Source organism: Pseudomonas sp. GL_117 (genome assembly GCF_057835125.1).
The window spans coordinates 370,326-392,270 of sequence record NZ_CM174418.1; the positions used below are offsets into that span (position 1 = coordinate 370,326).

Consider the following 21,945-nt stretch of genomic DNA (forward strand, 5'->3'; position numbering starts at 1 on the left):
CAGTTGTATGCACATGTCTATCCTCGACACTCCATCAGTCTTATCCCCTCCGATGTTTCTGTTTGGCGCCCGCGCCCCTATAATGGCTGCCTTTTTCGCCCAATGATTTTGCGGAGCTGGTGATGGCCGAACGTAAGGCGTCCGTCGAGCGCGACACTCTGGAAACCCAGATCAAAGCCTCGATCAACCTGGATGGCACCGGAAAGGCCCGATTTGATATCGGTGTACCTTTTCTTGAGCACATGCTGGACCAGATCGCCCGTCATGGGCTGATCGACCTGGATATCGTCAGTAAGGGCGACCTGCACATCGACGACCACCACACGGTGGAAGACGTTGGCATCACCCTCGGCCAGGCATTTGCCAAGGCCATCGGCGACAAGAAAGGCATCCGTCGCTACGGCCACGCCTATGTCCCGCTGGACGAAGCGCTGTCGCGTGTGGTCATCGACTTCTCCGGCCGCCCAGGCCTGCAGATGCACGTGCCCTACACCCGCGCCACCGTGGGCGGTTTTGACGTCGACCTGTTCCAGGAATTCTTCCAGGGTTTCGTCAACCACGCACTTGTCAGCCTGCACATCGACAACCTGCGCGGCACCAACACCCACCACCAGATCGAAACCGTGTTCAAGGCTTTCGGCCGCGCCCTGCGCATGGCCGTGGAGCTGGATGATCGCATGGCCGGGCAAATGCCCTCGACCAAGGGCGTCCTGTAATGCAGACGGTCGCGGTTATCGATTACGGCATGGGTAACCTGCACTCGGTGGCCAAGGCCCTCGAACACGTAGGTGCCGGCAAGGTGCTGATCACCAGCGACGCAGACGTGATTCGCGAAGCCGACCGGGTGGTATTCCCCGGCGTTGGCGCGATTCGCGATTGCATGGCCGAGATCCGCCGCCTGGGCTTCGACAGCCTGGTGCGTGAAGTCAGCCAGGACCGTCCGTTCCTCGGCATCTGCGTGGGCATGCAAGCCTTGCTCGATCGCAGTGAAGAGAACGACGGCGTCGACTGCATCGGGCTGTTCCCGGGCCAGGTGAAGTTCTTCGGCAAGGACCTGCATGAAGACGGCGCACACCTCAAAGTGCCGCACATGGGCTGGAACGAGGTCAGTCAGACCGTCGATCACCCGCTGTGGCACGACATCCCGGACCTGGCGCGTTTCTACTTCGTGCACAGCTACTACATCGCCGCCGGTAACCCAGGCCAGGTGGTGGGTGGCGGGCACTACGGCGTCGACTTCGCCGCCGCGCTGGCCGAAGGTTCGCGCTTTGCCGTGCAGTTCCACCCGGAGAAGAGCCATACCCATGGCCTGCAATTGCTGCAGAACTTCGCCACCTGGAACGGAAGCTGGTAAATGGCCAAGAAGCCGAAGTTGCCGCTCTTGAACCTCACGCCCGAACAGGAGAGTGAGGCTACCCTCAAGATCAAGCGGTTCATGGAAGATCGCTTCGAGCTGAAGCTGGGTTCGTTCGAGGTCGCCGAGATCCTCGAACTGTTCACCACCGAAGTTGCTCCGCACTATTACAACAGGGCGATTTTCGACGCACAGACGCTGCTCAAAGAGCGCTTCGAAAGCATCGAAAGCGACCTGTGGGCTTTAGAAAAAAGTAGCTGAAAGCTTCAAGCTTGTAGCTGCAAGAATTGATACGCGTGCTTGCTTGCAGCTAATAGCTTGCAGCTTGCAGCTCTTTGACGAAGGAAAAGCATGCTCATTATCCCCGCTATCGATCTCAAGGACGGCGCCTGCGTACGTCTGCGCCAAGGCCGCATGGAAGACTCCACCGTGTTCTCCGATGATCCGGTGAGCATGGCTGCCAAATGGGTGGAAGGGGGCTGCCGTCGTCTGCATCTGGTGGACCTGAACGGCGCCTTTGAAGGCCAGCCGGTGAACGGTGAAGTGGTCACGGCGATCGCCAAGCGCTACCCGAACCTGCCGATCCAGATCGGTGGCGGTATCCGTTCCCTGGAAACCATCGAGCACTACGTCAAGGCCGGCGTGAGCTACGTGATCATCGGCACCAAGGCCGTCAAAGACCCGGCCTTCGTCGCCGAAGCCTGCCGCGCGTTCCCGGGCAAAGTGATCGTGGGCCTGGACGCCAAGGACGGTTTCGTCGCCACCGACGGCTGGGCTGAAATCAGCACGGTGCAGGTGATCGACCTGGCCAAGCAGTTCGAAGCCGACGGCGTTTCTGCCATCGTTTATACCGACATCGCCAAAGACGGCATGATGCAGGGCTGCAACGTGCCGTTCACTGCGGCGCTGGCTGCGGCGACCAAAATCCCGGTGATCGCTTCGGGCGGCATTCACAACCTGGGTGACATCAAGTCGCTGCTGGACGCCAAGGCCCCCGGCATCATCGGCGCGATCACCGGCCGCGCAATCTACGAAGGCACCCTGGACGTCGCCGAAGCCCAGGCTTACTGCGACGCCTACGCGAGTAGCTCCAAGCCGTAAGCTTCAAGCGGCAAGTTACAGCAGATCTGCTCTAACTTGCCGCTTGTAGCTTAAAGCTTCTTAATCGGAGATTAAGTCTATGGCTTTAGCCAAGCGCATCATCCCTTGCCTGGACGTCGACAACGGTCGCGTGGTCAAGGGCGTCAAGTTCGAGAACATCCGTGACGCCGGCGACCCGGTGGAAATCGCCCGTCGCTACGATGAGCAAGGTGCCGACGAGATTACCTTTCTCGATATCACTGCCAGCGTCGACGGTCGCGACACCACGTTGCATACCGTCGAGCGCATGGCCAGCCAGGTGTTCATCCCGCTGACCGTGGGCGGTGGCGTGCGGACCGTGCAAGACATCCGCAACCTGCTCAATGCCGGTGCGGACAAGGTTTCGATCAACACCGCCGCCGTGTTCAACCCGGAGTTCGTCGGCGAAGCCGCGCAGCACTTCGGCTCGCAATGCATCGTGGTGGCCATCGACGCCAAGAAAGTCTCCGGCCCGGGCGAAACCCCGCGCTGGGAGATCTTCACCCACGGTGGTCGCAAGCCGACCGGCCTGGATGCGGTGGAGTGGGCGATGAAGATGGAAGGCTTGGGCGCCGGTGAAATCCTGCTGACCAGCATGGACCAGGACGGCATGAAAAACGGCTTCGACCTGGGCGTAACCCGCGCCATCAGCGATGCGTTGGGTATCCCGGTGATTGCCTCCGGCGGCGTCGGCAACCTGCAACATCTGGCCGACGGTGTCATCGAAGGCCACGCCAGTGCGGTACTGGCGGCGAGTATTTTCCACTTTGGCGAATACACCGTTCCCGAGGCCAAGGCCTACATGGCGGCGCGCGGTATCGTCGTTCGCTAAACGCTGCTGGACACCATGGCAGGCGCGGGGCACTCTCTGCGCTTGCCATGGATTCCGGTAACCTTCATGTTCAAAGATCTTCTGCTCGTCCTCGCCAGTACCTCCATTCTTTTGGCCGGTTCTGCCCACGCCGAGGAGCCGTCCGACACCTCCCTGGTGCTGCTGACGGAAAACTTCCCGCCGTACAACATGGCGAAGAACGGCAAGAACTTCGCCAAGGAAGAGAACATCGAAGGCATTGCCGTGGACATCGTCCGCGAGACCTTCAAGCGTGCCGGCATTTCCTACAACCTGACCCTACGTTTTCCTTGGGAGCGCATCTACAAGCTCGCCCTGGAAAAACCCGGCTACGGCGTATTCGTGATGGCTCGCCTGCCGGACCGCGAGTCCCAGTTCAAATGGGTCGGCCCCATCGGCCCGGACGATTGGGTGCTGCTGGCCAAGGCCGACAGCAAGATCCAACTGACTGACCTGGAACACGCGCGCCGTTACAGGATCGGCGCGTACAAGGGCGATGCCATTGCCCAGACCCTGGAGAAGCAGGGCCTCAACCCGGTAGTGGTATTGCGCGACCAGGACAATGCGCAAAAGCTGCTGGATGGCCAGATCGACCTGTGGGCCACCGGCGATCCCGCCGGGCGCTACCTCGCCCGCCAGGTGGGCGTCACCGGCCTCAAGACCGTGCTGCGCTTCAACAGTGCGCAGTTGTACCTGGCGCTCAACAAGCAAGTGCCGGACGAGGTGGTGCTCAAGCTGCAGGCGACGCTCGATCAGCTACGGCGCGACGGTCTCATCGACGAGATCATGGCTCGCTACCTCTAGCGCGGCTTGCGTCACCGCCGGCGGCGATTCTTCGCGGGGAAATTCACTCATATAGATTTGATCGCCGCTGGTGTAGCTGACGGTGGTCGACACCTGGCTGCCGTCCTGGCGCAGCAAGCGGTATTCGCTCTGGATCAGGTAAGCGGCGACGGCCTTGTTGGCCGGAACGTAGGTGATGATGTCCAGCGACGAGGCTTGATTCCAGCCCTTGGCCGAACGTTGGGTGTGGGTGAAGTCCTGTTCCAGATGCGCCGAGAAATTCAATTCGAATACACGGTATTTGGGTGGCCATTCGCTGCACAGGTCGACGCAGGTTGTCGCGGCCAGGGCCCTGGAATGGTTGCCGGTTTCGCCCTTGTTGGCGGTCCACATGAACGGTTGGCTGGTGTCGGTGGTGTTGTGGCCGAAGCCGGCGAACAGATGGCGGTCGGTGCGTTCCAGGCGGTAGGTAGGTGAGGACAGCAGCTGTTCGATGGCATTCAACTCCGGGTCTTTGACGCTGAACCACGGCAGCAGGCACACATGGGTCGTGGGCGTGGTTGCCGCCTCGTCGGGGCCCGCGTAACTGGTGAGGGCCGGCGGTGGCGGGGGTTCGTTCAGTGGCACGCTGAGGGGCAGGCGCAGTGCGTAGGTCGGCTGGGTGGGCCGGGTGTAGCTTGCGTTGGCGACGAACGTCCCGGGCGCCAGGTTGATCTCGCCGGGCGCTGCGTCCGGCACTCTGATCGACCAGGCGCTGAAGTCCCGAGAGGCGCCACTGCCTTCGTCGCTCCAAATCAAATCGCCGGGCTGGGCACTCGTCACCAGGTCGGCGCGCACACAGCGCACGGCATTGCTCGAAGGTTTTTCATAACCTACGCCGCACACCAGGCCCATAGCTACATAGCCTTCAGGTGGCAGCGGCCGCCAGATGGAAAAATCGTTTCGCGCACCCGAGCCTGCATCCTTCCACACTTGCTCATAGTCTGCCGGCGGGCGCAGTGCGGTGCCATTGACCTTGTTGGCATCGCTGACCACGGCGACGATCTTGCGTTGATTGATGTTGCGATAGCTGCCGGTGGCGATGTCGCCCAGTGGGAAAAACTGACTGAGGGCGTCGGATGTCGTGCTGGGCCGCCACAGGCCGATGGCGCGGTGGGCGCCTGACCCCTTGTCGTTCCACAGCGGCAGGAACTCGCAGGTAAAGCTGATAAGCAGGTCGTTGAATTGCAGCGGATTCATGGGGAATCTCTCCAGTTGATTGGAGGGGGCACTATCGGTCAATCCCGGCGGCGTCCAGCGGTAGCTATGTAGGGCGCATTCAGCGCGGCTTGAGCAGATCGACCCGCAGGGTTGAAGGTTGGTCGGCCTGGTCGAATGCATACGTGCAAATCTTGATCGGCGTGTTTCTGACGTTGATCAGTTGGGCGAACTTTTCCGTCTGCATCCCAGGGAAGTCATTGAGGGGCCGCACCAGGTCAATGGGCTCGTCTTCGTCCTCTTCGCCGAGCAATGGTGGGGGTGGGATTGGCAAGTAGGCGGCAGGACGCAGGCAATCGGTGGTCGCGGCCGGGCCATATTTGTAGGTGTAGCGATGCATGAATGGCGAGGCCAGGTTCCAGATCACGGTGTAGGCCCCCAGCCCATGTTTGTCGAGGCTGATCGTCAGGTTGGGCGTGCGCGCCGGCCCGGGTTCGGCGAGTTCGACGGCCAGGGTCAACGCGTTGCGCATCATGCCGTTGGTCACAGGTTGTTCGGCGGAAGCTACGCCGACGATGCACAGCATCTGCATGCCGGTCTGTGGGCCGATGGCATCGTTGATGTGGGCGTTTTCGGCGTTGATGGGCGAGCTGTAGTGCACCGGGTTTTCGCAGTCAATCGCACGGCGTGTGGTCTTGTAGCGGTAGAGCGGGGTGTTGGTGGTGAAGGCCAGGTTCCAGCGCGGCACGATGTCTTTGCCTTTGGTGCCAGGCTGCTTGATGAAGTACTGCTGGATCGGCTTCGGATTTTTGAAGGTGATCGTGGTTGTCGGGAAGAGGTCGCAGTACTCGCTGTCGGGTTTCAATACCCCGGCCGCGAAGCAGCGGTTGAGGAACGTCACCGGGCTGCCATAGTTGGTCTCGGCGTGCCAGGAGGCTTGGCCTTGGTTGACCTCGCACGGCGCGTCCCGCTGGCATTTGCGCTCCTCGGGTTGGCCACTGGTGCTGGTGCTGAGAATGCCGAACACGGTGTTGGTTGCGCGGTCGAGCAGAGGCCCGCCAAAGCTGCCGCGCATGATGCCCGGGCATTGGTTTTTCAGGGTGACGCGCCATACGAACGGTTGCTCCACCAGTTCTTGGGAGCTTTGCTGGACGCATGCGCCGAGGTGCAGGGTGTCCCATTCCGGAGCGGTCAGGGCAAGGATGTCATTGCCATCGGCAGGGACTTCTTCGGCGAGTTTGAGTGGGTTGATTCCGGCCTTGAGCAAGGCCGCCAGTGAAGTCTGCAATTCGATAATGGCCAGGTCCATGCCTTGGCTGCTGCCCCATTTCAGGGTCTTGAGCGAATAGGTCTTGATCGACTCCAGGGTGTCGTCGAAGTAGTTGAAGCTGATGCTGCCTTTGATCGGCAGGTCCTTTTGCACTGCGCCGTTGAGGCGGTGCAGGCAATGGCTGCTGGTGAGTACGTAGGCCGGGCCGGATTTTCCGGCGGCGTCGCGGGTGTCCAGCAACGTGGCGGTACACAGGGTCTGGGCTTCGTTGCGAATGCGGCCGACGCCATTCCAGTGGTCGTGTTCATGGCGCGCGTTGCTGAGCATGCGTGCGGGGCTGCTGTTCGGCAGGCCTTCGCCGAAATCCCGCGGTGCAGCCATGAGTGATCCGGTGAGGCTGCCGAGCAGCAGGGCGCAGAGTGTGAGGTGAGTGATGTTCATGAAGTGTCCTGTAAGCGTGAACCTAAAGGCGCACTATTCAGGACCGGGGTTGGGGATGGGTGGTACTTACCTAGCTGCGGGACGGTAGGTGCCGTCCTTGCCATGCCCGGCCATCGCCTGGTTGCTGCGTAGGCTGATCATCAGCTTGATGTCGATCCAGTCCACGCCCTGGGCCTTGAGCTTGGGCAATTCACGCTCGAGTACCGCCAGGGTCTGCGGGTACGGGTGGCCGATCATCACTGCCGAGCCTTGTTTGTGGGCCAGCTTGATTGCGGTCTGCAGTTGCGTGGTGATCGCCGCTTCGGTGCGTTCGTCATCCAGGAACACGTCGCGGGAAACGCTGGCCAGGCCGATCTTCTGCGCTTGGGCGGCGGCCACCGTCTGCGCGCTGGTACGGCTGTCGACAAAGAACTTGTTGCGCCGTTGCAGCTCATCCATCAACCAGGCCATGGCTGCCGGTTGCGCGGTCATGCGGCTACCCATGTGGTTGTTGATGCCGGCGGTGTAGGGTACGGCCTTGAACGCGGCGTCCAGGCGCTTGCCAAGCTCTTCGATGGGCAGCTCGGGGTGCCAGGCGAACGGGCCGGTGGCCGGGTCCATGGGCATGTGCAGGATCACGATCTTGCCGGCCTTGTGCGCCTCGCGGGCGAATTCGGCGGCGTGGGGCGTGTCGGGCATGATCGCGGTGGTTACCGGGCCGGGCAGAGCCAATACACGGCGATCCCTGGGCAGGTTTTGCCCAAGGTCGTCGATGATGAGGGTCAGGTAGGCTTTGTGCGGCGCGCCGGCAGGGGCCGCTTGCGCGACGCCTGCCAGGCTGCACAGCACAGCGATGATCAGGGCAAAACGCATATCAACGGCTGCGGGTGATGCTCAAGCCCTTGAGCAGGCTCAGCGCCTGGGCCAGTTGGTAGTCATCGTCCTGCGGCATCGGCTTGGCTTTGACGCCGCTGCCACTAGGCTTGTCGGCACCGCCGTTGCCATTGCCCAGGTGACCTTGCAGGTCGGCCTCCTTGTAGTACTCGCCGTCGGCCTCGTTGGTGATCTTGGCCTTGCGTACTTCGATGTCCGGCACGATGCCCTGGGCCTGGATCGAGCGACCGTTCGGCGTGTAGTACAGCGCGGTGGTGATCTTAAGGGCGCGGTCGTTGTTCAGCGGCAACACGGTTTGCACCGAGCCTTTGCCGAAGCTGGTGGTGCCCATCAGCACGCCGCGCTTCTGGTCTTGCAGGGCGCCGGCGACGATTTCCGAGGCCGAGGCGCTGCCGCCGTTGATCAGCACGGCCAAGGGCACGCCTTCGCTGAGGTCGTTGCCCGTGGCCGAGAAACGCAGCTCGGAGTTGGCGATACGGCCCTTGGTGTACACAATCAGGCCCTTGGTGATGAAGTGGTCGACCACTTCCACCGCCGCCTGCAACACGCCACCGGGGTTGTTGCGCAGGTCGAGCACGATGCCGTTGAGTTTCTTGCCGTTGTCTTTGCGCAGCTTGGCCAGGGCCTTGGCCACTTCGTCGCCGGTCTTGACCTGGAACTGCGTGATGCGGATGTAGCCGTAGCCCGACTCCAGCAACTGGCTCTTCACGCTCTTGACCGTGATGGTCGCGCGGGTCAGCGTCACGTCGAATGGCGCACCGCCGTCGCGCACCAGGGTCAGGGTGATTTTCTGGCCGATCTTGCCGCGCATCTTGTCGACGGCTTCGGTCATGGTCTGGCCACGGGTAGGCTGGCCATTGATCTTGACGATGAAGTCGCCGGCCTGGATGCCGGCCTTGGACGCCGGGGTGTCATCGATGGGCGAGACGACCTTGACGTTGCCGTCTTCGGCGCCGACTTCGATGCCCAGGCCGCCGAATTCACCGCTGGTGCTTTCCTGCAGCTCGGCGAAATCTTCCGGGCCCAGGTAGGCGGAGTGCGGGTCGAGGTTGCTGAGCATGCCCTTGATGGCATTCTCCAGCAGAGTCTTGTCGTCTACGGGGTCGACATAGGCTGCCTTGATCCGGTCCATGACCTCGGCGAAGGTGCGCAGCTCGTCCAGCGGCAACGGCGCCTTGGTGGTCGCGGCCGAGGCGGCAGGTGCAGCCGGTGCGGCCTGGTCGGCGAAAGCCAGAGGCGCGCCGATCACCAGGGCGATCGTCAGAGCCAGCGAAGTGAGGCGGGACAAATGCAGCATGTCGAACGAACTCCTAATGTAGGTGCGGCCCTATCCTTGGGAACGGCACCATTGTGCAGGATCGCTCGGGCGACCCTGCTGACGAATAGCGAAGTACAGCGCCGGGGTGTCCTGGCCACCACTGTTACCGACAGTGGAGATGGATTCACCGGCTTTTACAACATCACCTGCCGACTTGAGTAATGTCTGATTGTGGCCATAAAGGCTCAAATAGCCATTACCGTGATCCAAAATCACCAACAAACCGGCGCCCCGCAGCCAATCGGCAAACACCACGCGCCCACCGTGAACGGCATGCACCTGGCTACCGGCGGAGGCGCTGATCATCACGCCGTCCCACTTGGCGCGGGTGTCATCGCCACGGGTTTCCCCAAAGCGTGCCAGTAATCGACCATCAACAGGCCATGGAAGTTTGCCGCGGGCTGAAGCAAAAGGGCCGCCGAAGTTCTCGCCGGCGCTGGAAACCAGTGGGCCAGGGGCTGCATGCGCCGGTTTACGCGGCGCCGGGGCGTCCGAGCTGGCGGCCAGCTCGGCCTCACGCTGGCGCTTTTTTTCCGCTTCCTGCTGGGCGATCAGCGCTTTTTGCCGCGCTTCTTCAGCCTCGCGTGCCTGGCGCGCCAGGGTTTCTTCAATGGTCTTGAGCACTTTGGCCAGGTCGGCCTGGTCCTGCTCGCGGGCCTGCAGCTTGGCGTCGCGGGCTTTTACGTCGTCATTGAGCTTGGCCAAGGCCAGCTGGCGTTCCTTGCGCACCTGCTCCAGTTGGTCGCGCTGGGTGTCCAGGGCGGTTTTCTGGTCGAGCAGCTGCGATTGCTGGTCGGCAATTTCCTGTTCGACGTTGGCCAGTTGGCGCAGGGTTTCGTTGAAACCCTTCAATTGCGCGAGGCGCGCCTGGCTCAGGTAGTCGTAATAGGTGAGGGTGCGCGCAAATTTTTCCGGATTCTGCTGGTTGAGCAGCAGCTTGAGGTATTCCTGGCGGCCGCTTTGGTAGGCGGCACGGGCCTGGATCGCGATCAGGCGTTGCTGTTCAACGCGGGCGCCCTGGAGTTTTTTTTTCTCAGCGTCGAGTCGCTCCAGTTCCGACTCGCTCTTCTTTAGTTCTTTTTGCAGCTCCTGGACTTGCTTCTCCAGCTTGCCCATCTCGGTCTCTGTGCCGCGCAGGTCTTTCTGCACCCCGGATTTTTCTTCCTGGAGCTTGCCGAGCAGCTTTTTCAGCTCGGTAATGTCCTGACGCGTGGCGTCCAACTGTTGTTGGGTTTGTGCGCGCTCATCGGCAAACGCCGGTTGGAGCAGGCAGGCAAGGGCAAGGGTAATCAGGGCGCGAAGCATAGAGGCGGGCGACACCAGGGAAATGGACGGCCTAGTATGCCCGGCAAGCGCTGCAAAAAAAACGCCCAATTCGGGCTGGTGGGCAAGATAGGTGCCGAGCGGTGGGGAGATGGCAAAAGGACATCTTCCAGACGACGCAAAACCAATGTGGGAGCGGGCTTGCCCGCGAATACGGTGTGTCAGTCACTGAAGATGTCGACTGCACGAGCGCATTCGCGGGCAAGCCCGCTCCCACAAGGGGTTGGTGGTGTGCTTTGGATCAGACCAGAATCGAAGTGCCGGTCATTTCAACCGGCTTCTCCAGCCCCATCAGCTTCAGCATGGTCGGCGCCACATCCGCCAGCACGCCGCCTTCGCGCACTTTCAGGTCGCGCTTGCCCACATAGATGAACGGCACCGGCTCGGTGGTGTGGGCGGTGTGGGCCTGGCCGGTGGATTCGTCGGACATCTGCTCGCAGTTGCCATGGTCGGCGGTGATCAGCGCTTCGCCACCGACTTTCTCCAGAGCCTCGACGATACGGCCGACGCAGGTGTCCAGGCATTCCACGGCCTTGATCGCGGCGGCGAGGTTGCCGCTGTGGCCGACCATGTCACCGTTGGCGTAGTTGACCACGATCACGTCGTAACGCTGGTTGTCGATGGCGTCGACGATCTTGTCGGTGACTTCCGGTGCGCTCATTTCCGGCTGCAGGTCGTAGGTGGCGACTTTTGGCGACGGGATCAGGATGCGCTCCTCGCCCGGGAACGGTTCTTCACGGCCGCCGGAGAAGAAGAAAGTCACGTGGGCGTATTTTTCGGTTTCGGCAATGCGCAGCTGGGTCTTGCCGTTTTTCGCCAGGTAGTCGCCCAGCACGTTTTCCAGGCTGCCCGGTGCAAAAGCGGCGGGGGCCGGGATGCTGGCGGCGTATTGGGTCAGGCCGACGTAGTGCACTTTCGGCTGGCGCGCGCGCTCGAACTCTTTGAAGTCATCCTCGACAAACACGCGGCTCAGTTCGCGGGCACGGTCGGCGCGGAAGTTCATGAACACCACGGCGTCGCCGTCTTCGACTTTGACCGGCTCACCGATGGTGGTGGCTTTGACGAACTCGTCGCTTTCGCCACGGGCGTAGGCGGCTTCCAGGCCTTGCTGGGCGGTGGCGGCGTTGAACTCGGCCTGGCCGTCGACAATCAGGTTGTAGGCCTGGGACACGCGGTCCCAGCGGTTGTCGCGGTCCATGGCGAAGTAGCGGCCGATGAGGCTGGCGATGCGGCCCTTGCCCAGGGCGGCGAAGGCGGCGTCGAGCAGTTCGATGGACGATTGCGCGCTTTTCGGCGGGGTGTCGCGGCCGTCGAGGAAGGCGTGCAGGTAGATCTTGTCGGCACCGCGCTTGAAGGCCAGCTCGGCCATGGCGACCAGGTGGTCCTGGTGGCTGTGCACGCCGCCATCGGACAGCAGGCCCATGAAGTGCACGGCCTTGCCGGCAGCGACAGCTTTATCGACGGCGGCGCAGAGGGTCGGGTTCTCGAAGAACTCGCCGTCGCGGATCGCTTTGGTGACGCGGGTGAAGTCCTGATAGACCACTCGTCCGGCGCCCAGATTCATATGGCCGACTTCCGAGTTGCCCATCTGGCCGTCCGGCAGGCCGACATCCATGCCGGAACCCGAGATCAGGCCGTTGGGCATGCTGGCGGTCAAGCGGTCGAGGACCGGCTTGTCGGCCGCGTACACCGCGTTGTCGTGGTGGCTTTCACTGTGTCCGAAGCCATCGAGAATTATCAGGACCAAAGGTTTAGGCGTAGTAGTCATAGATCCTCTCGTGGCGGTAATAAAGGAAGGCGATTGAAAAGGGAGTGGCAGTTTAAAGCGAAGTTCCAACCGCGTCACCGCTTTACGGGGGTTGGCCCCCCCTGACGGCTGTGTATACTTACCGCCATTTTAACGCCCTGGAACCTCCTTGATGGTTGATCACCTGATTGCATTTGCCACTGCCCATTATCTGCTCGTGGGTGCCTTCGTCATCCTGCTGGCGCTGCTGATCGCTCACGAGATGAGCCGTGGTGGCCGCAGCCTGAGCACATCGGAGCTGACCGCGCTGGTCAACAAGGATGAGGCCGTTGTCGTGGACATCCGCCCGGTCAAGGAATTTGCCGCCGGCCATATCGTCGGTGCCTTGAACATTCCACAGGACAAGCTGGTCGCGCGCATGGCCGAGCTGGAAAAGCACAAGGCCAAGACCATTATCCTGGTCGACGCCCAGGGCCAACACGCCGGCACCCACGCCCGCGAAATGCTCAAGGCCGGTTTCACCGCCGCCAAACTGTCCGGCGGTATCGGCAGCTGGAAAGCCGACAACCTTCCGCTGGTGAAGTGATATGAGCCAGGTTGTCGTATATTCCAGCGATTGGTGCCCTTACTGCATGCGGGCCAAGGCCTTGCTGCAGCAGAAGGGCGTTGCCTTCGAAGAGATCAAGGTCGACGGCAAGCCCCAGGTGCGTGCCGAGATGGCCCAGAAAGCGGGGCGCACGTCCGTGCCGCAGATCTGGATCGGCACCCGGCATATCGGTGGTTGCGACGACCTGTTTGCCCTGGAGCGCGCCGGCAAGCTTGATGCGCTGCTCGCCTAACCCCTAAAAGACCCCAAGATCACAAGGATCTGCGATGACTGACCAACAGAACACCGAAGCTGCGCAAGACCAAAGCCCACAGTTCTCGCTGCAGCGCATCTACGTGCGTGACCTGTCGTTCGAAGCGCCGAAAAGCCCGGCCATCTTCCGTCAGGAATGGACCCCAAGCGTCGCGCTGGACCTGAACACCCGTCAAAAGGCACTGGAAGGCGACTTCCACGAAGTCGTGCTGACCCTGTCGGTCACCGTCAAGAACGGCGAAGAAGTTGCCTTCATCGCTGAAGTGCAACAGGCCGGTATCTTCCTGATCCAGGGCCTGGACGAAGCCTCCATGAGCCACACCCTGGGCGCGTTCTGCCCGAACATCCTGTTCCCGTATGCCCGTGAGACCCTGGACAGCCTGGTCACCCGTGGCTCGTTCCCGGCGCTGATGCTGGCTCCGGTGAACTTCGATGCCCTGTACGCGCAAGAGCTGCAGCGCATGCAACAGGAAGGTTCTTCGACGGTTCAGTAATCCTGAACCTGACGCAGAACTAAATGTGGGAGCGGGCTTGCTCGCGAATGCGGTCCATCAGTCGATATTTTCAGTGACTGACACACCGCTTTCGCGAGCAAGCCCGCTCCCACATTTGTTATGCGGTGCTATCTAAAGCCCAGCTGGCGCCAGCCTTCGTAAACAGCGACGGCCACGGTGTTGGACAGGTTCAGGCTGCGGCACCCTTCACGCATCGGCAAACGCAAGCGATGCCCGTCAGGCAAGGCATCCAGCACCTCGGCCGGCAGGCCACGGCTTTCCGGGCCGAACAGGAAGGCGTCGCCTTCGGCAAAGCTGGCATCATGGAACGGCCGCGAGCCCTTGGTGGTGAACGCGAACAACCGTGGGTGGCCCAGGCTTTCCAGGCAGCTGGCCAGGTCGGCGTGGCGCTTGAGCGTGGCGTACTCGTGGTAGTCCAGCCCGGCACGGCGCAGGCGTTTATCGTCCATGTCGAAGCCCAGGGGCTCGATCAAATGCAGGTGGCAGCCGCTGTTGGCGCACAGCCTGATAACGTTGCCGGTATTCGGCGGAATTTCTGGTTGAAAAAGGATGACGTGAAACATGCACGGCTCCGAAGGTAAAGATGCGCTGCATTCTACCCCCGAAGACGACCCAAGGCCGAAGCTAATGCCAAGGGTCATGGGCTCTTTGGCGATTGTCGGCATGATGGTCGGGCTGATGATTGGCCGCCTGACCACGCCGGACCCGGTTGAACTGCAACAGGTCGAGACCGCCGCGGACGGTGTGGTGGTGTGGTTCAACAGCGAACCCAAGCTGCATGGCGAGCTGATCGATGGCACCGTGGCGCTGCTGTTCGACGCCAAGGGCAAGGCCGCCGGCGGGCAACTCAAGGTCAATGACAAGGATGTGAACTGGCGCGTGCGCAAGACCGATGGCGGCTTGCTGCTGAACCTGGTGGCGGCTCGGCCGTTGCGCGGGGAGTGGAAGGGCGAGAAGGCCGACGGCCGCTGGCGGTTGGAGATCCATCTCCAGGAGCAATAAAAGAGGGAGTTCCCGGCCTGCCTGTACCAGGGCTCCCAAAACGGGCTGAAGCCGCAACGACTTCGGTGTTAAAGAGGGAAGCCCCGGCCTGCCTGTACCGAGGTTCCCGAAACGGGGGCGGGGTGCGACGCGGTTCGCATCAAGCACCCCAGGGTGTAAAGAGGGGATTCTCGGCCTGCCTGTACCAAGGTCCCCGAAACCGGGTTGTACAGGGGTTATTGCAGGGTGCGTGCCAGAGTGGCCGAGTTGTGCCAAAAAATTACTACAGAAAGCGCAAAGCCCCGGAATACGGGGCTTTGGTGGTTTCTGGCTGTTGTTTTTTTCAGCGCGGCCAGGATTTGAAGCGCTAAACCTGTGCCCGATGCCGGTTCATGGTGCATTCAAGCGGTGCACATCCCCGAAGTTTATGGCGATCCAAATGTGGGAGCGGGCTTGCTCGCGAAAGCGGTGGGTCAGACAGAACATGTGTGCCTGTTACACCGTATTTGCGAGCAAGCCCGCTCCCACACAAGCCCGCTACCAAATTGGATTTTCAGTGGAGCTGAGAATCAGGCGTCATCGCCCTCATCATCATCTCCACCGTCAACCTTCATTCCCAATTCCTTGATCTTGCGTGTCAGGGTATTACGCCCCCAACCCAGCAACACCGCGGCATCGCGACGGCGACCGGCGGTGTGCTTCAAGGCGGTTTCGATCATGATGCGCTCGAACGCCGGCACGGCGCTGTCCAGCAGGTTCGACTGGCCGCGTGCCAGGGCCTGGTCGGCCCATTGGCGCAATGCCTGCTCCCAGTTGGTTACCGGCGCCGAGTCCTGCGGCAGGCTCAACAGCTCCGGCGGCAGGTCGCTGATGTGCACTTCGCGGCCGGACGCCATTACGGTGATCCAGCGGCAGGTGTTTTCCAGTTGGCGCACGTTGCCGGGCCACGGCAGGTTCTTCAGGTATTCCTCGGTCTCGCTTTTCAGCAGCTTCGGCTCGACGGCCAGTTCCTGGGCGGCGCGGCTGAGGAAGTGGCGGGCCAGGGTCGGGATGTCTTCGCGACGGTCCGACATGCGCGGGATGTGGATACGGATCACGTTGAGACGGTGGAACAGGTCTTCACGGAATTTGCCCGCATGCACCAGGGTTTCGAGGTTCTGGTGCGTCGCCGCGATGATGCGCACGTCGACCTTGACCGGCGTGTGCCCGCCCACGCGATAAAACTCGCCATCGGCCAGTACGCGCAGCAAGCGTGTCTGGGTGTCGGCCGGCATGTCGCCGATTTCATCGAGGAACAACGTGCCGCCGTCGGCCTGTTCAAAACGCCCGCGGCGCAGGTTGGCTGCGCCGGTGAACGCGCCTTTTTCGTGGCCGAACAGCTCGGACTCCATCAGGTCCTTGGGAATTGCCGCCATGTTCAGCGCGATGAACGGCGAGGCCGCCCGTGGGCTGTGACGGTGCAGGGCGTGGGCCACCAACTCTTTACCAGTACCCGACTCACCGTTGATCAGCACGGTGATGTTGGAGTGGCTCAAGCGCCCGATGGCGCGAAACACTTCCTGCATCGCCGGCGCTTCGCCGATGATTTCCGGGGTGCGGGCCAGGGCGGGTGGGGCTTCCTGGCTTTGCTGTTCCTGGGCGTGCTGGTTGGCGCGCTTGACCAGCGCCACCGCCTCGTCCACGTCGAACGGTTTGGGCAGGTATTCAAAGGCGCCGCCCTGGTAGGACGCCACAGCGCTATCCAGGTCCGAGTGCGCGGTCATGATGATCACCGGCAGGCGCGGGTGTTGCTCACGGATGCGCGCCAGCAGGTCCAGGCCACTGGCGCCGGGCATGCGGATGTCGGAGATGATCACGTCGGGCTGCTGGCGTGCCAGGCGGCTCATCACGCCGTCGGCGCTGTCGAAGCTCTGGGTGGTCATGCCTTCCTGTTGCAAGGCTTTCTCGAGGACCCAGCGGATAGAACGGTCGTCATCGACGATCCAGACAGTTTCACTACGGCTCATGTCGATGGGGCTCCTTGTTCCAGAGGCAGAAAGATCGAGAACGTGGTGTGGCCAGGATGGCTCTCACATTCGATCAGACCCTGGTGCTGGCTGATGATGTTCTGGGTAATGGCCAGGCCCAGCCCGGTACCGTCCGGGCGGCCGCTGACCATGGGAAAGAAGATGGTTTCCTGGAGTTCCGCAGGAATGCCGGGGCCGTTGTCGATGATCTCGACCTTGGTCACCAGGCGATGGCGCACGTGGCCGATGGTGAACTGGCGCAGGGCGCGGGTGCGCAGGCTGATGCGGCCCAGGCGCAACTCGTTCTGGCTGCTGATGGCCTGCATGGCGTTGCGCACGATATTGAGCACGGCCTGGATCATCTGTTCGCGGTCGATCAATACGTCGGGAATGCTTGGGTCGTAGTCGCGCACCAAGGTGATGCAGCCCTGGCTTTCGGCCTCGACCAGCTGGCAAACGCGCTCCAGGACCTCGTGCACATTGGTCATCGCCAGGGAGGGCAGCTTGTTGGAGCCGAGCATGCGGTCCACCAGGTTACGCAAGCGGTCGGCTTCCTCGATGATGACGTTGGTGTAGTCCTTGAGGTTGTCGTCCGGCAGCTCGCGGGCGAGCAATTGCGCGGCGCCACGGATGCCACCCAGGGGGTTCTTGATCTCGTGGGCCAGGCCGCGCACCAGCATCTTGCTGGTCTCCTGCTTGGACAGTTGCGCTTCTTCCTTGGTGATACGCAGCAGGCGGTCGCGGGGGTGAACTTCGAGCAGCAGCAGGGTGGCGCCATTGCTGAGGATCGGGGTTACGGCGTAGTCGACGGTCAGCGTCTGGCCGGTGAGTGCGGTGAGCATCGCCTCGCGCTTGGTGAACGGGTGTGCCTGCTCCACCGCCTGGCGCAGCGAGCTCAAGGCTTCGGCCGACTCGGTGAACAATTCGCTGATGAACTGCCCATGGCTGCGCTGACCACTGATGGCCAGGAGCATCTCCGCCGCCGGGTTCATGTACTCAAGGCGCAGGTCGTCATTGAGCAGGATGGTCGCGGTGGTCAGGTTGTCGAGTAACAAACGGTGCAGTGCATCACTGATGGTCATCAGGACCTCTTTTGGAGCAAGGCGCGGGCTTGAGGCACACGCTGATACAAGGAAAATGCAAAAACCAAACCAAGGCTCCGAAAAGAAGCGTAAATGCCCTGGAATAGGGGTTTAAGGCGCGAATCTGTGGCGTTCTGCCAGCTTGCTCGGGTAGTTTCGAACCAAAATGGGCTGGCGGGTGTGAAGGGTGCAGTCAGTTGCACCAATATAGTGCGGTTTTGTGCCTGTTGTTCAGGAAGTGGTGGGCGGATCGCTTTCTGTGTGTGGTGAAAACGATCCTCGATAGCCGGTGGGTCAACGTTGCTCGGAAAGCGGCATGCCCGCGGTACCGGCGTAAAAGACCAGAAGTTCGACGGGGGTGTCGCCGGTGACTCCACGATGTTCGGTGCCCACCATCTCGGCGAGGGTTTGCCCTTGTCTCAATGTGCGAGTAACCCCGCTCTGGCGGGTTTCAACGGTCAATTCTCCGGAGACGATATAGGCGGCGTTAGGCATTGGGTGGGTGTGCCATGGCAATTGCGTGTGCGCAGGAATCCTGAGCCTTATCAGCGTGAGCTGCGGCGGCCCGGAGGGGTAGGCTCTGTAAGGCTCGCCGTCCCACGACTCGCTGCGCTCAAGCAGCACCTCCTTTTCGATCTGTACGGCGCCCTTTGGCTGGCTGTTGCAGCCCAGCAACGATAAGCCCGACGCTGCTGCAATCAAGAGCTTGAGAGTGTCCATGGTCCATCCTGTTCTGTAAGTGAACGGTCAGGCTATGGCGACTTATCCAAGTGAAGATGCAGGACGGTGCTTCAAATCAAGTAGGCCGCGTACACAATTGTCAGCACCCTTTTGTTCAGCGTATCTGAAGCGGCGGAAGGCAAGGCTCACGATGCCGTCCGGGCATCCACCAACCGAGTGCGCCGGGCGTGCAGATGCTCGGCCGCGATACCCCGGGCGACTGAATCCCAGGCAAAAAAAGACCTCCCGAAGGAGGTCTTTTTCATCACGCTACTTTAAGCAGCGCTACCGGATCAGCAGCTGTAGTACAGCTCGTATTCCAGTGGGTGTACGAAGGTGCGAACCTTGATTTCTTCTTCGCTTTTCAGGGCGATGTAGGCATCGATAAAGTCGTCGCTGAACACGCCGCCTTTGGTCAGGAACGCACGGCCCTTGTCCAGCTCTTCCAGGGCTTCTTTCAGGCTGCCGCACACTTGTGGGATCTCTTTGGCCTCTTCAGGCGGCAGGTCGTACAAGTTTTTGTCGGCGGCGTCGCCAGGGTGGATCTTGTTCTGGATACCGTCCAGGCCAGCCATCAGCAGGGCTGCGAAAGCCAGGTATGGGTTGGCAGCCGGGTCCGGGAAGCGTGCTTCGATACGACGGCCGCGTGGGCTGTTGACGTAAGGAATACGGATCGAAGCGGAGCGGTTGCGCGCCGAGTAGGCCAGCATTACCGGTGCTTCGAAGCCTGGAACCAGACGCTTGTAGGAGTTGGTCGCCGGGTTGGTGAAGCCGTTCAGGGCCTTACCGTGCTTGATGATACCGCCGATGAAGAACAGGGCAGTTTCCGACAGGCCGGCATAACCTTCGCCAGCGAAGGTGTTCTTGCCATCTTTAGCGATGGACATGTGAACGTGCATACCCGAACCGTTATCGCCGTACAGAGGCTTAGGCATGAAGGTCGCGGTGCGGCCGTATGCATCGGCAACGTTGTGGACAACGTATTTCAGGGTTTGAACTTCGTCAGCTTTCTTCACCAGGGTGTTGAACTTGACGCCGATTTCGTTCTGGCCGGCAGTTGCTACTTCGTGGTGGTGAACTTCAACGACTTGGCCCATTTCTTCCAGTGCGTTGCACATGGAGGTACGGATTTCGTGGTCGTGGTCGAACGGAGGAACCGGGAAGTAGCCGCCTTTGATACCTGGACGGTGGCCTTTGTTGCCGCCTTCGATGTCTTGGTCGGACATCCACGAGCCTTGCTCGGAGAAGATTTTGAACATGGAGCCGGAGATGTCGGACTTGAACTTCACTTCGTCGAAGATGAAGAACTCAGGCTCAGGACCGCAGAAGACGGTGTCACCGATACCGGTGGTCTTCAGGTATTCCTCGGCGCGGTGGGCGATGGCGCGCGGGTCGCGATCGTAGCCTTGCATGGTCGAAGGTTCGATGATGTCGCAGACCAGGATCAGGGTCGGCTCTTCGGTGAACGGGTCCAGTACGGCAGAGTCGTCGTCCGGCAGCAGGATCATGTCGGAGGCTTCGATGCCTTTCCAGCCAGCGATGGAGGAACCGTCGAACATCTTGCCAACTTCGAAGAAGTCGTCTTCCAGCGCGTCGCGAGCCGGCATGGTCACGTGGTGCTGAGTGCCTTTGGTGTCCGTGAAGCGCAGATCAATCCATTTAACGTCATGATCTTTGATGAGTTGAACCGACTTCGACATAGTGTCCTCCGGGTGGCTTCGGGCTGGGGTAGTGGAGTTAGCCCTTAGAATGTGGGTGATGCCGGCGCGGATAGTCCGCCATGGCAACCTGCCTCACAAGAGAGCAAATTGCATGCCAGTGCGCCAACATGGGTTTTCTGGTCCAAAAACGCCCCTATAAAGGTGCATTGCGACAAAAGCCCGAAAATGGCGCACCGCAATGTAGCGCTTGCACTGGAAAATGCACTGCTTTAGTGCGCTTGCAGTCCGATGCATATTAACTGGTTAAACCTTGAGCGATTTCCGCTATAATCCGCGCCCCCCTTTTTCAGCAGGCCCGGCGCGCGCTGTTTCCATGAAATTAATCGTTAAAGTCTTCCCCGAGATCACCATCAAAAGCCGACCGGTACGGACGCGTTTCATCCGTCAATTGGCCAAGAACATCCGTGCCGTGCTCCGTGACCTGGACCCGGCTGTGGTGGTGAACGGCGTGTGGGACAATCTCGAGCTGGAAACCCGCATTACCGACGCCAAAGCCTTGAAGGACATGACCGAACGCCTGAGCTGCATGCCGGGCATCGCGCATTTCCTGCAGGTGGATGAGTACCCGCTGGGCGACTTCGACGACATCACCGAGAAGTGCAAGCAGCACTACGGCAGCGAGCTTGAAGGCAAGATCTTTTCGGTGCGTTGCAAGCGCGCTGGCAAGCACACCTTCAGCTCCATGGATGTCGAGAAATACGTCGGCAGCAAGCTGCGTCGCGAGTGCGGCGCCGCCGGAATTTCCCTGAAAGCGCCGCAAATTGAAGTGCGCATGGAAATTCGCGACCAACGGTTGTTTGTCATCCACAGCCAGCACAACAGCATCGGCGGTTACCCGCTGGGCGCCCTGGAACAGACCCTGGTCCTGATGTCCGGCGGTTTCGATTCCACGGTTGCCGCCTACCAGATCATGCGCCGCGGCCTTATGAGCCATTTCTGCTTCTTTAACCTGGGCGGGCGTGCACACGAATTGGGCGTGATGGAAGTTGCGCACTTTATCTGGAAGAAGTACGGCAGCTCCCAACGCGTGCTATTTGTAAGCGTACCGTTCGAAGAAGTGCTGGGCGAAATTCTCGGCAAAGTCGATAACAGTCATATGGGCGTGGTATTGAAGCGTATGATGTTGCGCGCTGCGTCCCGGATCGCCGATCAGTTGCAGATCGACGCCCTGGTGACGGGTGAAGCAATCTCCCAGGTGTCCAGCCAAACGCTGCCGAACCTGTCGCTGATCGATTGCGTCACCGAAAAGCTGGTCTTGCGCCCGCTGATCGCCAGTCACAAGCAGGACATCATCGACCTGGCCGAAGAAATCGGCACGGCGGATTTTGCCAAGCACATGCCTGAATATTGCGGGGTCATCTCGGTGAACCCCAAGACCCACGCCAAGCGCAACCGCGTGGAGTACGAAGAACAACAGTTCGACATGGCGGTTCTGGAGCGTGCGCTCGAGAACGCCAAGCTGGTCCCTATCGATCGTGTCATCGACGAACTGGGCCAGGACGTGAAGATCGAAGAAGTCAGCGAAGCCCTGGCCGGCCAGATCGTCATCGACATCCGTCACCCGGATGCCGCTGAAGATGAACCGCTGGAGATTCCTGGCATCGACGTACAAACGCTGCCGTTTTATGCATTGAACGCGCGTTTCAAGGAACTGGATAACAGCCGTCAGTACCTGCTGTATTGCGACAAAGGCGTGATGAGTCGCCTGCATGCCCACCATTTGCTCAGTGAGGGGCATGCCAATGTGCGCGTTTATCGACCGAGCTAAGAGCCCGGGGCTGTTTGC

The 21,945-nt window shown here is 61.0% G+C and carries 22 protein-coding genes; 11 read left to right on the forward strand and 11 right to left on the reverse strand.

Translation table 11 applies throughout. The features are described from left to right. Positions 1-122 precede the first annotated feature (122 nt). The 6 genes from hisB to AC3ISR_RS01610 all read left to right on the forward strand — a co-directional run bounded on the left by hisB (position 123) and on the right by AC3ISR_RS01610 (position 4,127). A complete protein-coding gene (gene hisB, locus AC3ISR_RS01585) occupies positions 123-716 on the forward strand; it encodes an imidazoleglycerol-phosphate dehydratase HisB (protein ID WP_003218037.1) in 594 nt (197 codons plus the stop codon). Continuing rightward, entirely contained in the window at positions 716-1,354 is a 639-nt protein-coding gene (gene hisH / locus AC3ISR_RS01590; RefSeq protein ID WP_226457623.1) for an imidazole glycerol phosphate synthase subunit HisH, read from the forward strand. Before hisB ends, hisH begins: the two co-directional genes overlap by 1 nt. Next, the gene (locus AC3ISR_RS01595; RefSeq protein WP_192298412.1) at positions 1,355-1,615 is read left to right on the forward strand and encodes a DUF2164 domain-containing protein; all 261 of its coding nucleotides are present in this window, start codon (positions 1,355-1,357) and stop codon (positions 1,613-1,615) included. 90 nt (positions 1,616-1,705) lie between these two features. Beyond that, positions 1,706-2,455: a 1-(5-phosphoribosyl)-5-[(5-phosphoribosylamino)methylideneamino]imidazole-4-carboxamide isomerase gene (gene hisA / locus AC3ISR_RS01600; protein ID WP_192298411.1), complete on the forward strand. Its 750-nt coding sequence runs from the start codon at positions 1,706-1,708 to the stop codon at positions 2,453-2,455. Between the two features lie 79 nt (positions 2,456-2,534). After that, complete coding sequence (hisF, locus tag AC3ISR_RS01605) at positions 2,535-3,305, forward strand: imidazole glycerol phosphate synthase subunit HisF (protein WP_003171107.1); 771 nt, start codon at positions 2,535-2,537, stop codon at positions 3,303-3,305. Positions 3,306-3,371: 66 nt separating this feature from the next. Beyond that, a complete protein-coding gene (locus AC3ISR_RS01610; protein WP_192298410.1) occupies positions 3,372-4,127 on the forward strand; it encodes a substrate-binding periplasmic protein in 756 nt (251 codons plus the stop codon). Here AC3ISR_RS01610 and AC3ISR_RS01615 read toward each other — a convergent pair. From AC3ISR_RS01615 to gpmI, 6 genes are all read right to left on the reverse strand, one after another. Further along, a complete protein-coding gene (locus AC3ISR_RS01615) occupies positions 4,080-5,345 on the reverse strand; it encodes a Vps62-related protein (RefSeq protein WP_463983829.1) in 1,266 nt (421 codons plus the stop codon). The genes AC3ISR_RS01610 and AC3ISR_RS01615 overlap by 48 nt on opposite strands. 79 nt (positions 5,346-5,424) lie before the next feature. Beyond that, positions 5,425-7,014 carry a trypsin-like serine peptidase gene (locus AC3ISR_RS01620; RefSeq protein ID WP_463983830.1) on the reverse strand — a complete coding sequence of 530 codons (1,590 nt, stop codon included), beginning with the start codon at positions 7,012-7,014 and terminating at the stop codon, positions 5,425-5,427. A gap of 66 nt (positions 7,015-7,080) precedes the next feature. After that, positions 7,081-7,866 (reverse strand): divergent polysaccharide deacetylase family protein, encoded by a 786-nt coding sequence (locus tag AC3ISR_RS01625; RefSeq protein ID WP_463983831.1) that lies wholly within the window; start codon positions 7,864-7,866, stop codon positions 7,081-7,083. Between the two features lies 1 nt (position 7,867). Beyond that, positions 7,868-9,184 (reverse strand): S41 family peptidase, encoded by a 1,317-nt coding sequence (locus AC3ISR_RS01630; RefSeq protein ID WP_192298406.1) that lies wholly within the window; start codon positions 9,182-9,184, stop codon positions 7,868-7,870. A 30-nt stretch (positions 9,185-9,214) separates the two neighbouring features. Next, positions 9,215-10,510, reverse strand: a complete 1,296-nt coding sequence (locus AC3ISR_RS01635) for a murein hydrolase activator EnvC family protein (protein ID WP_192298405.1) — start codon at positions 10,508-10,510, stop codon at positions 9,215-9,217. Positions 10,511-10,769: 259 nt separating this feature from the next. Beyond that, positions 10,770-12,296, reverse strand: a complete 1,527-nt coding sequence (gene gpmI / locus AC3ISR_RS01640) for a 2,3-bisphosphoglycerate-independent phosphoglycerate mutase (RefSeq protein ID WP_463983832.1) — start codon at positions 12,294-12,296, stop codon at positions 10,770-10,772. A gap of 151 nt (positions 12,297-12,447) precedes the next feature. Here gpmI and AC3ISR_RS01645 point away from each other — a divergent pair, with 151 nt between their 5' ends. From AC3ISR_RS01645 to secB, 3 genes are read left to right on the forward strand one after another with little or no spacing between them, the layout of a single operon-like run. Beyond that, positions 12,448-12,861, forward strand: coding sequence for a rhodanese-like domain-containing protein (locus tag AC3ISR_RS01645; protein WP_192298403.1), 414 nt, complete (start codon positions 12,448-12,450; stop codon positions 12,859-12,861). 1 nt (position 12,862) lies between these two features. Continuing rightward, positions 12,863-13,114: a glutaredoxin 3 gene (gene grxC, locus AC3ISR_RS01650; RefSeq protein WP_463983833.1), complete on the forward strand. Its 252-nt coding sequence runs from the start codon at positions 12,863-12,865 to the stop codon at positions 13,112-13,114. A 34-nt stretch (positions 13,115-13,148) separates the two neighbouring features. After that, positions 13,149-13,628, forward strand: a complete 480-nt coding sequence (secB, locus tag AC3ISR_RS01655) for a protein-export chaperone SecB (RefSeq protein WP_226457629.1) — start codon at positions 13,149-13,151, stop codon at positions 13,626-13,628. Positions 13,629-13,756: 128 nt separating this feature from the next. Here the strand turns inward: secB and AC3ISR_RS01660 are convergent, their stop codons facing one another. Beyond that, on the reverse strand, positions 13,757-14,212 hold the full coding sequence (locus AC3ISR_RS01660; RefSeq protein ID WP_226457630.1) for a tRNA (cytidine(34)-2'-O)-methyltransferase: 456 nt from the start codon (positions 14,210-14,212) through the stop codon (positions 13,757-13,759). Between AC3ISR_RS01660 and AC3ISR_RS01665 the strand changes: the two genes are divergently transcribed. Continuing rightward, entirely contained in the window at positions 14,211-14,651 is a 441-nt protein-coding gene (locus AC3ISR_RS01665; protein WP_192298399.1) for a hypothetical protein, read from the forward strand. The two genes, AC3ISR_RS01660 and AC3ISR_RS01665, sit on opposite strands and share 2 nt — an antisense overlap. A 548-nt stretch (positions 14,652-15,199) precedes the next feature. Here the strand turns inward: AC3ISR_RS01665 and ntrC are convergent. From ntrC to glnA, 4 genes are all read right to left on the reverse strand, one after another. Then, positions 15,200-16,636 (reverse strand): nitrogen regulation protein NR(I), encoded by a 1,437-nt coding sequence (gene ntrC, locus AC3ISR_RS01670; protein WP_192298398.1) that lies wholly within the window; start codon positions 16,634-16,636, stop codon positions 15,200-15,202. Beyond that, positions 16,633-17,718 carry a nitrogen regulation protein NR(II) gene (gene glnL, locus AC3ISR_RS01675; RefSeq protein ID WP_010213871.1) on the reverse strand — a complete coding sequence of 362 codons (1,086 nt, stop codon included), beginning with the start codon at positions 17,716-17,718 and terminating at the stop codon, positions 16,633-16,635. The genes ntrC and glnL overlap by 4 nt, the downstream gene beginning before the upstream one ends. Positions 17,719-18,012: 294 nt before the next feature. Next, on the reverse strand, positions 18,013-18,438 hold the full coding sequence (locus AC3ISR_RS01680; protein WP_463983834.1) for a cupin domain-containing protein: 426 nt from the start codon (positions 18,436-18,438) through the stop codon (positions 18,013-18,015). 293 nt (positions 18,439-18,731) lie between these two features. Further along, positions 18,732-20,138 (reverse strand): type I glutamate--ammonia ligase, encoded by a 1,407-nt coding sequence (gene glnA / locus AC3ISR_RS01685; RefSeq protein ID WP_192298396.1) that lies wholly within the window; start codon positions 20,136-20,138, stop codon positions 18,732-18,734. Positions 20,139-20,472: 334 nt separating this feature from the next. On the opposite strand from glnA, the gene thiI reads away from it, so the two are divergent. Then, positions 20,473-21,927 (forward strand): tRNA uracil 4-sulfurtransferase ThiI, encoded by a 1,455-nt coding sequence (gene thiI / locus AC3ISR_RS01690; protein ID WP_192298395.1) that lies wholly within the window; start codon positions 20,473-20,475, stop codon positions 21,925-21,927. Positions 21,928-21,945 lie beyond the last annotated feature (18 nt).

What these genes read in the sequence shown, in the direction of transcription:
- glnL (WP_010213871.1), bottom strand. Translation starts at nt 17,718, where the DNA reads ATGACCATCAGTGATGCACTGCACCGTTTGTTACTCGACAACCTGACC.
- glnA (WP_192298396.1), bottom strand. Translation starts at nt 20,138, where the DNA reads ATGTCGAAGTCGGTTCAACTCATCAAAGATCATGACGTTAAATGGATT.
- hisA (WP_192298411.1), top strand. Translation starts at nt 1,706, where the DNA reads ATGCTCATTATCCCCGCTATCGATCTCAAGGACGGCGCCTGCGTACGT.
- AC3ISR_RS01665 (WP_192298399.1), top strand. Translation starts at nt 14,211, where the DNA reads ATGCACGGCTCCGAAGGTAAAGATGCGCTGCATTCTACCCCCGAAGAC.
- secB (WP_226457629.1), top strand. Translation starts at nt 13,149, where the DNA reads ATGACTGACCAACAGAACACCGAAGCTGCGCAAGACCAAAGCCCACAG.
- AC3ISR_RS01620 (WP_463983830.1), bottom strand. Translation starts at nt 7,014, where the DNA reads ATGAACATCACTCACCTCACACTCTGCGCCCTGCTGCTCGGCAGCCTC.
- hisF (WP_003171107.1), top strand. Translation starts at nt 2,535, where the DNA reads ATGGCTTTAGCCAAGCGCATCATCCCTTGCCTGGACGTCGACAACGGT.
- AC3ISR_RS01625 (WP_463983831.1), bottom strand. Translation starts at nt 7,866, where the DNA reads ATGCGTTTTGCCCTGATCATCGCTGTGCTGTGCAGCCTGGCAGGCGTC.
- thiI (WP_192298395.1), top strand. Translation starts at nt 20,473, where the DNA reads ATGAAATTAATCGTTAAAGTCTTCCCCGAGATCACCATCAAAAGCCGA.
- AC3ISR_RS01595 (WP_192298412.1), top strand. Translation starts at nt 1,355, where the DNA reads ATGGCCAAGAAGCCGAAGTTGCCGCTCTTGAACCTCACGCCCGAACAG.
- hisB (WP_003218037.1), top strand. Translation starts at nt 123, where the DNA reads ATGGCCGAACGTAAGGCGTCCGTCGAGCGCGACACTCTGGAAACCCAG.
- hisH (WP_226457623.1), top strand. Translation starts at nt 716, where the DNA reads ATGCAGACGGTCGCGGTTATCGATTACGGCATGGGTAACCTGCACTCG.
- AC3ISR_RS01630 (WP_192298406.1), bottom strand. Translation starts at nt 9,184, where the DNA reads ATGCTGCATTTGTCCCGCCTCACTTCGCTGGCTCTGACGATCGCCCTG.
- AC3ISR_RS01645 (WP_192298403.1), top strand. Translation starts at nt 12,448, where the DNA reads ATGGTTGATCACCTGATTGCATTTGCCACTGCCCATTATCTGCTCGTG.
- AC3ISR_RS01615 (WP_463983829.1), bottom strand. Translation starts at nt 5,345, where the DNA reads ATGAATCCGCTGCAATTCAACGACCTGCTTATCAGCTTTACCTGCGAG.
- gpmI (WP_463983832.1), bottom strand. Translation starts at nt 12,296, where the DNA reads ATGACTACTACGCCTAAACCTTTGGTCCTGATAATTCTCGATGGCTTC.
- ntrC (WP_192298398.1), bottom strand. Translation starts at nt 16,636, where the DNA reads ATGAGCCGTAGTGAAACTGTCTGGATCGTCGATGACGACCGTTCTATC.
- AC3ISR_RS01660 (WP_226457630.1), bottom strand. Translation starts at nt 14,212, where the DNA reads ATGTTTCACGTCATCCTTTTTCAACCAGAAATTCCGCCGAATACCGGC.
- grxC (WP_463983833.1), top strand. Translation starts at nt 12,863, where the DNA reads ATGAGCCAGGTTGTCGTATATTCCAGCGATTGGTGCCCTTACTGCATG.
- AC3ISR_RS01680 (WP_463983834.1), bottom strand. Translation starts at nt 18,438, where the DNA reads ATGGACACTCTCAAGCTCTTGATTGCAGCAGCGTCGGGCTTATCGTTG.
- AC3ISR_RS01635 (WP_192298405.1), bottom strand. Translation starts at nt 10,510, where the DNA reads ATGCTTCGCGCCCTGATTACCCTTGCCCTTGCCTGCCTGCTCCAACCG.
- AC3ISR_RS01610 (WP_192298410.1), top strand. Translation starts at nt 3,372, where the DNA reads ATGTTCAAAGATCTTCTGCTCGTCCTCGCCAGTACCTCCATTCTTTTG.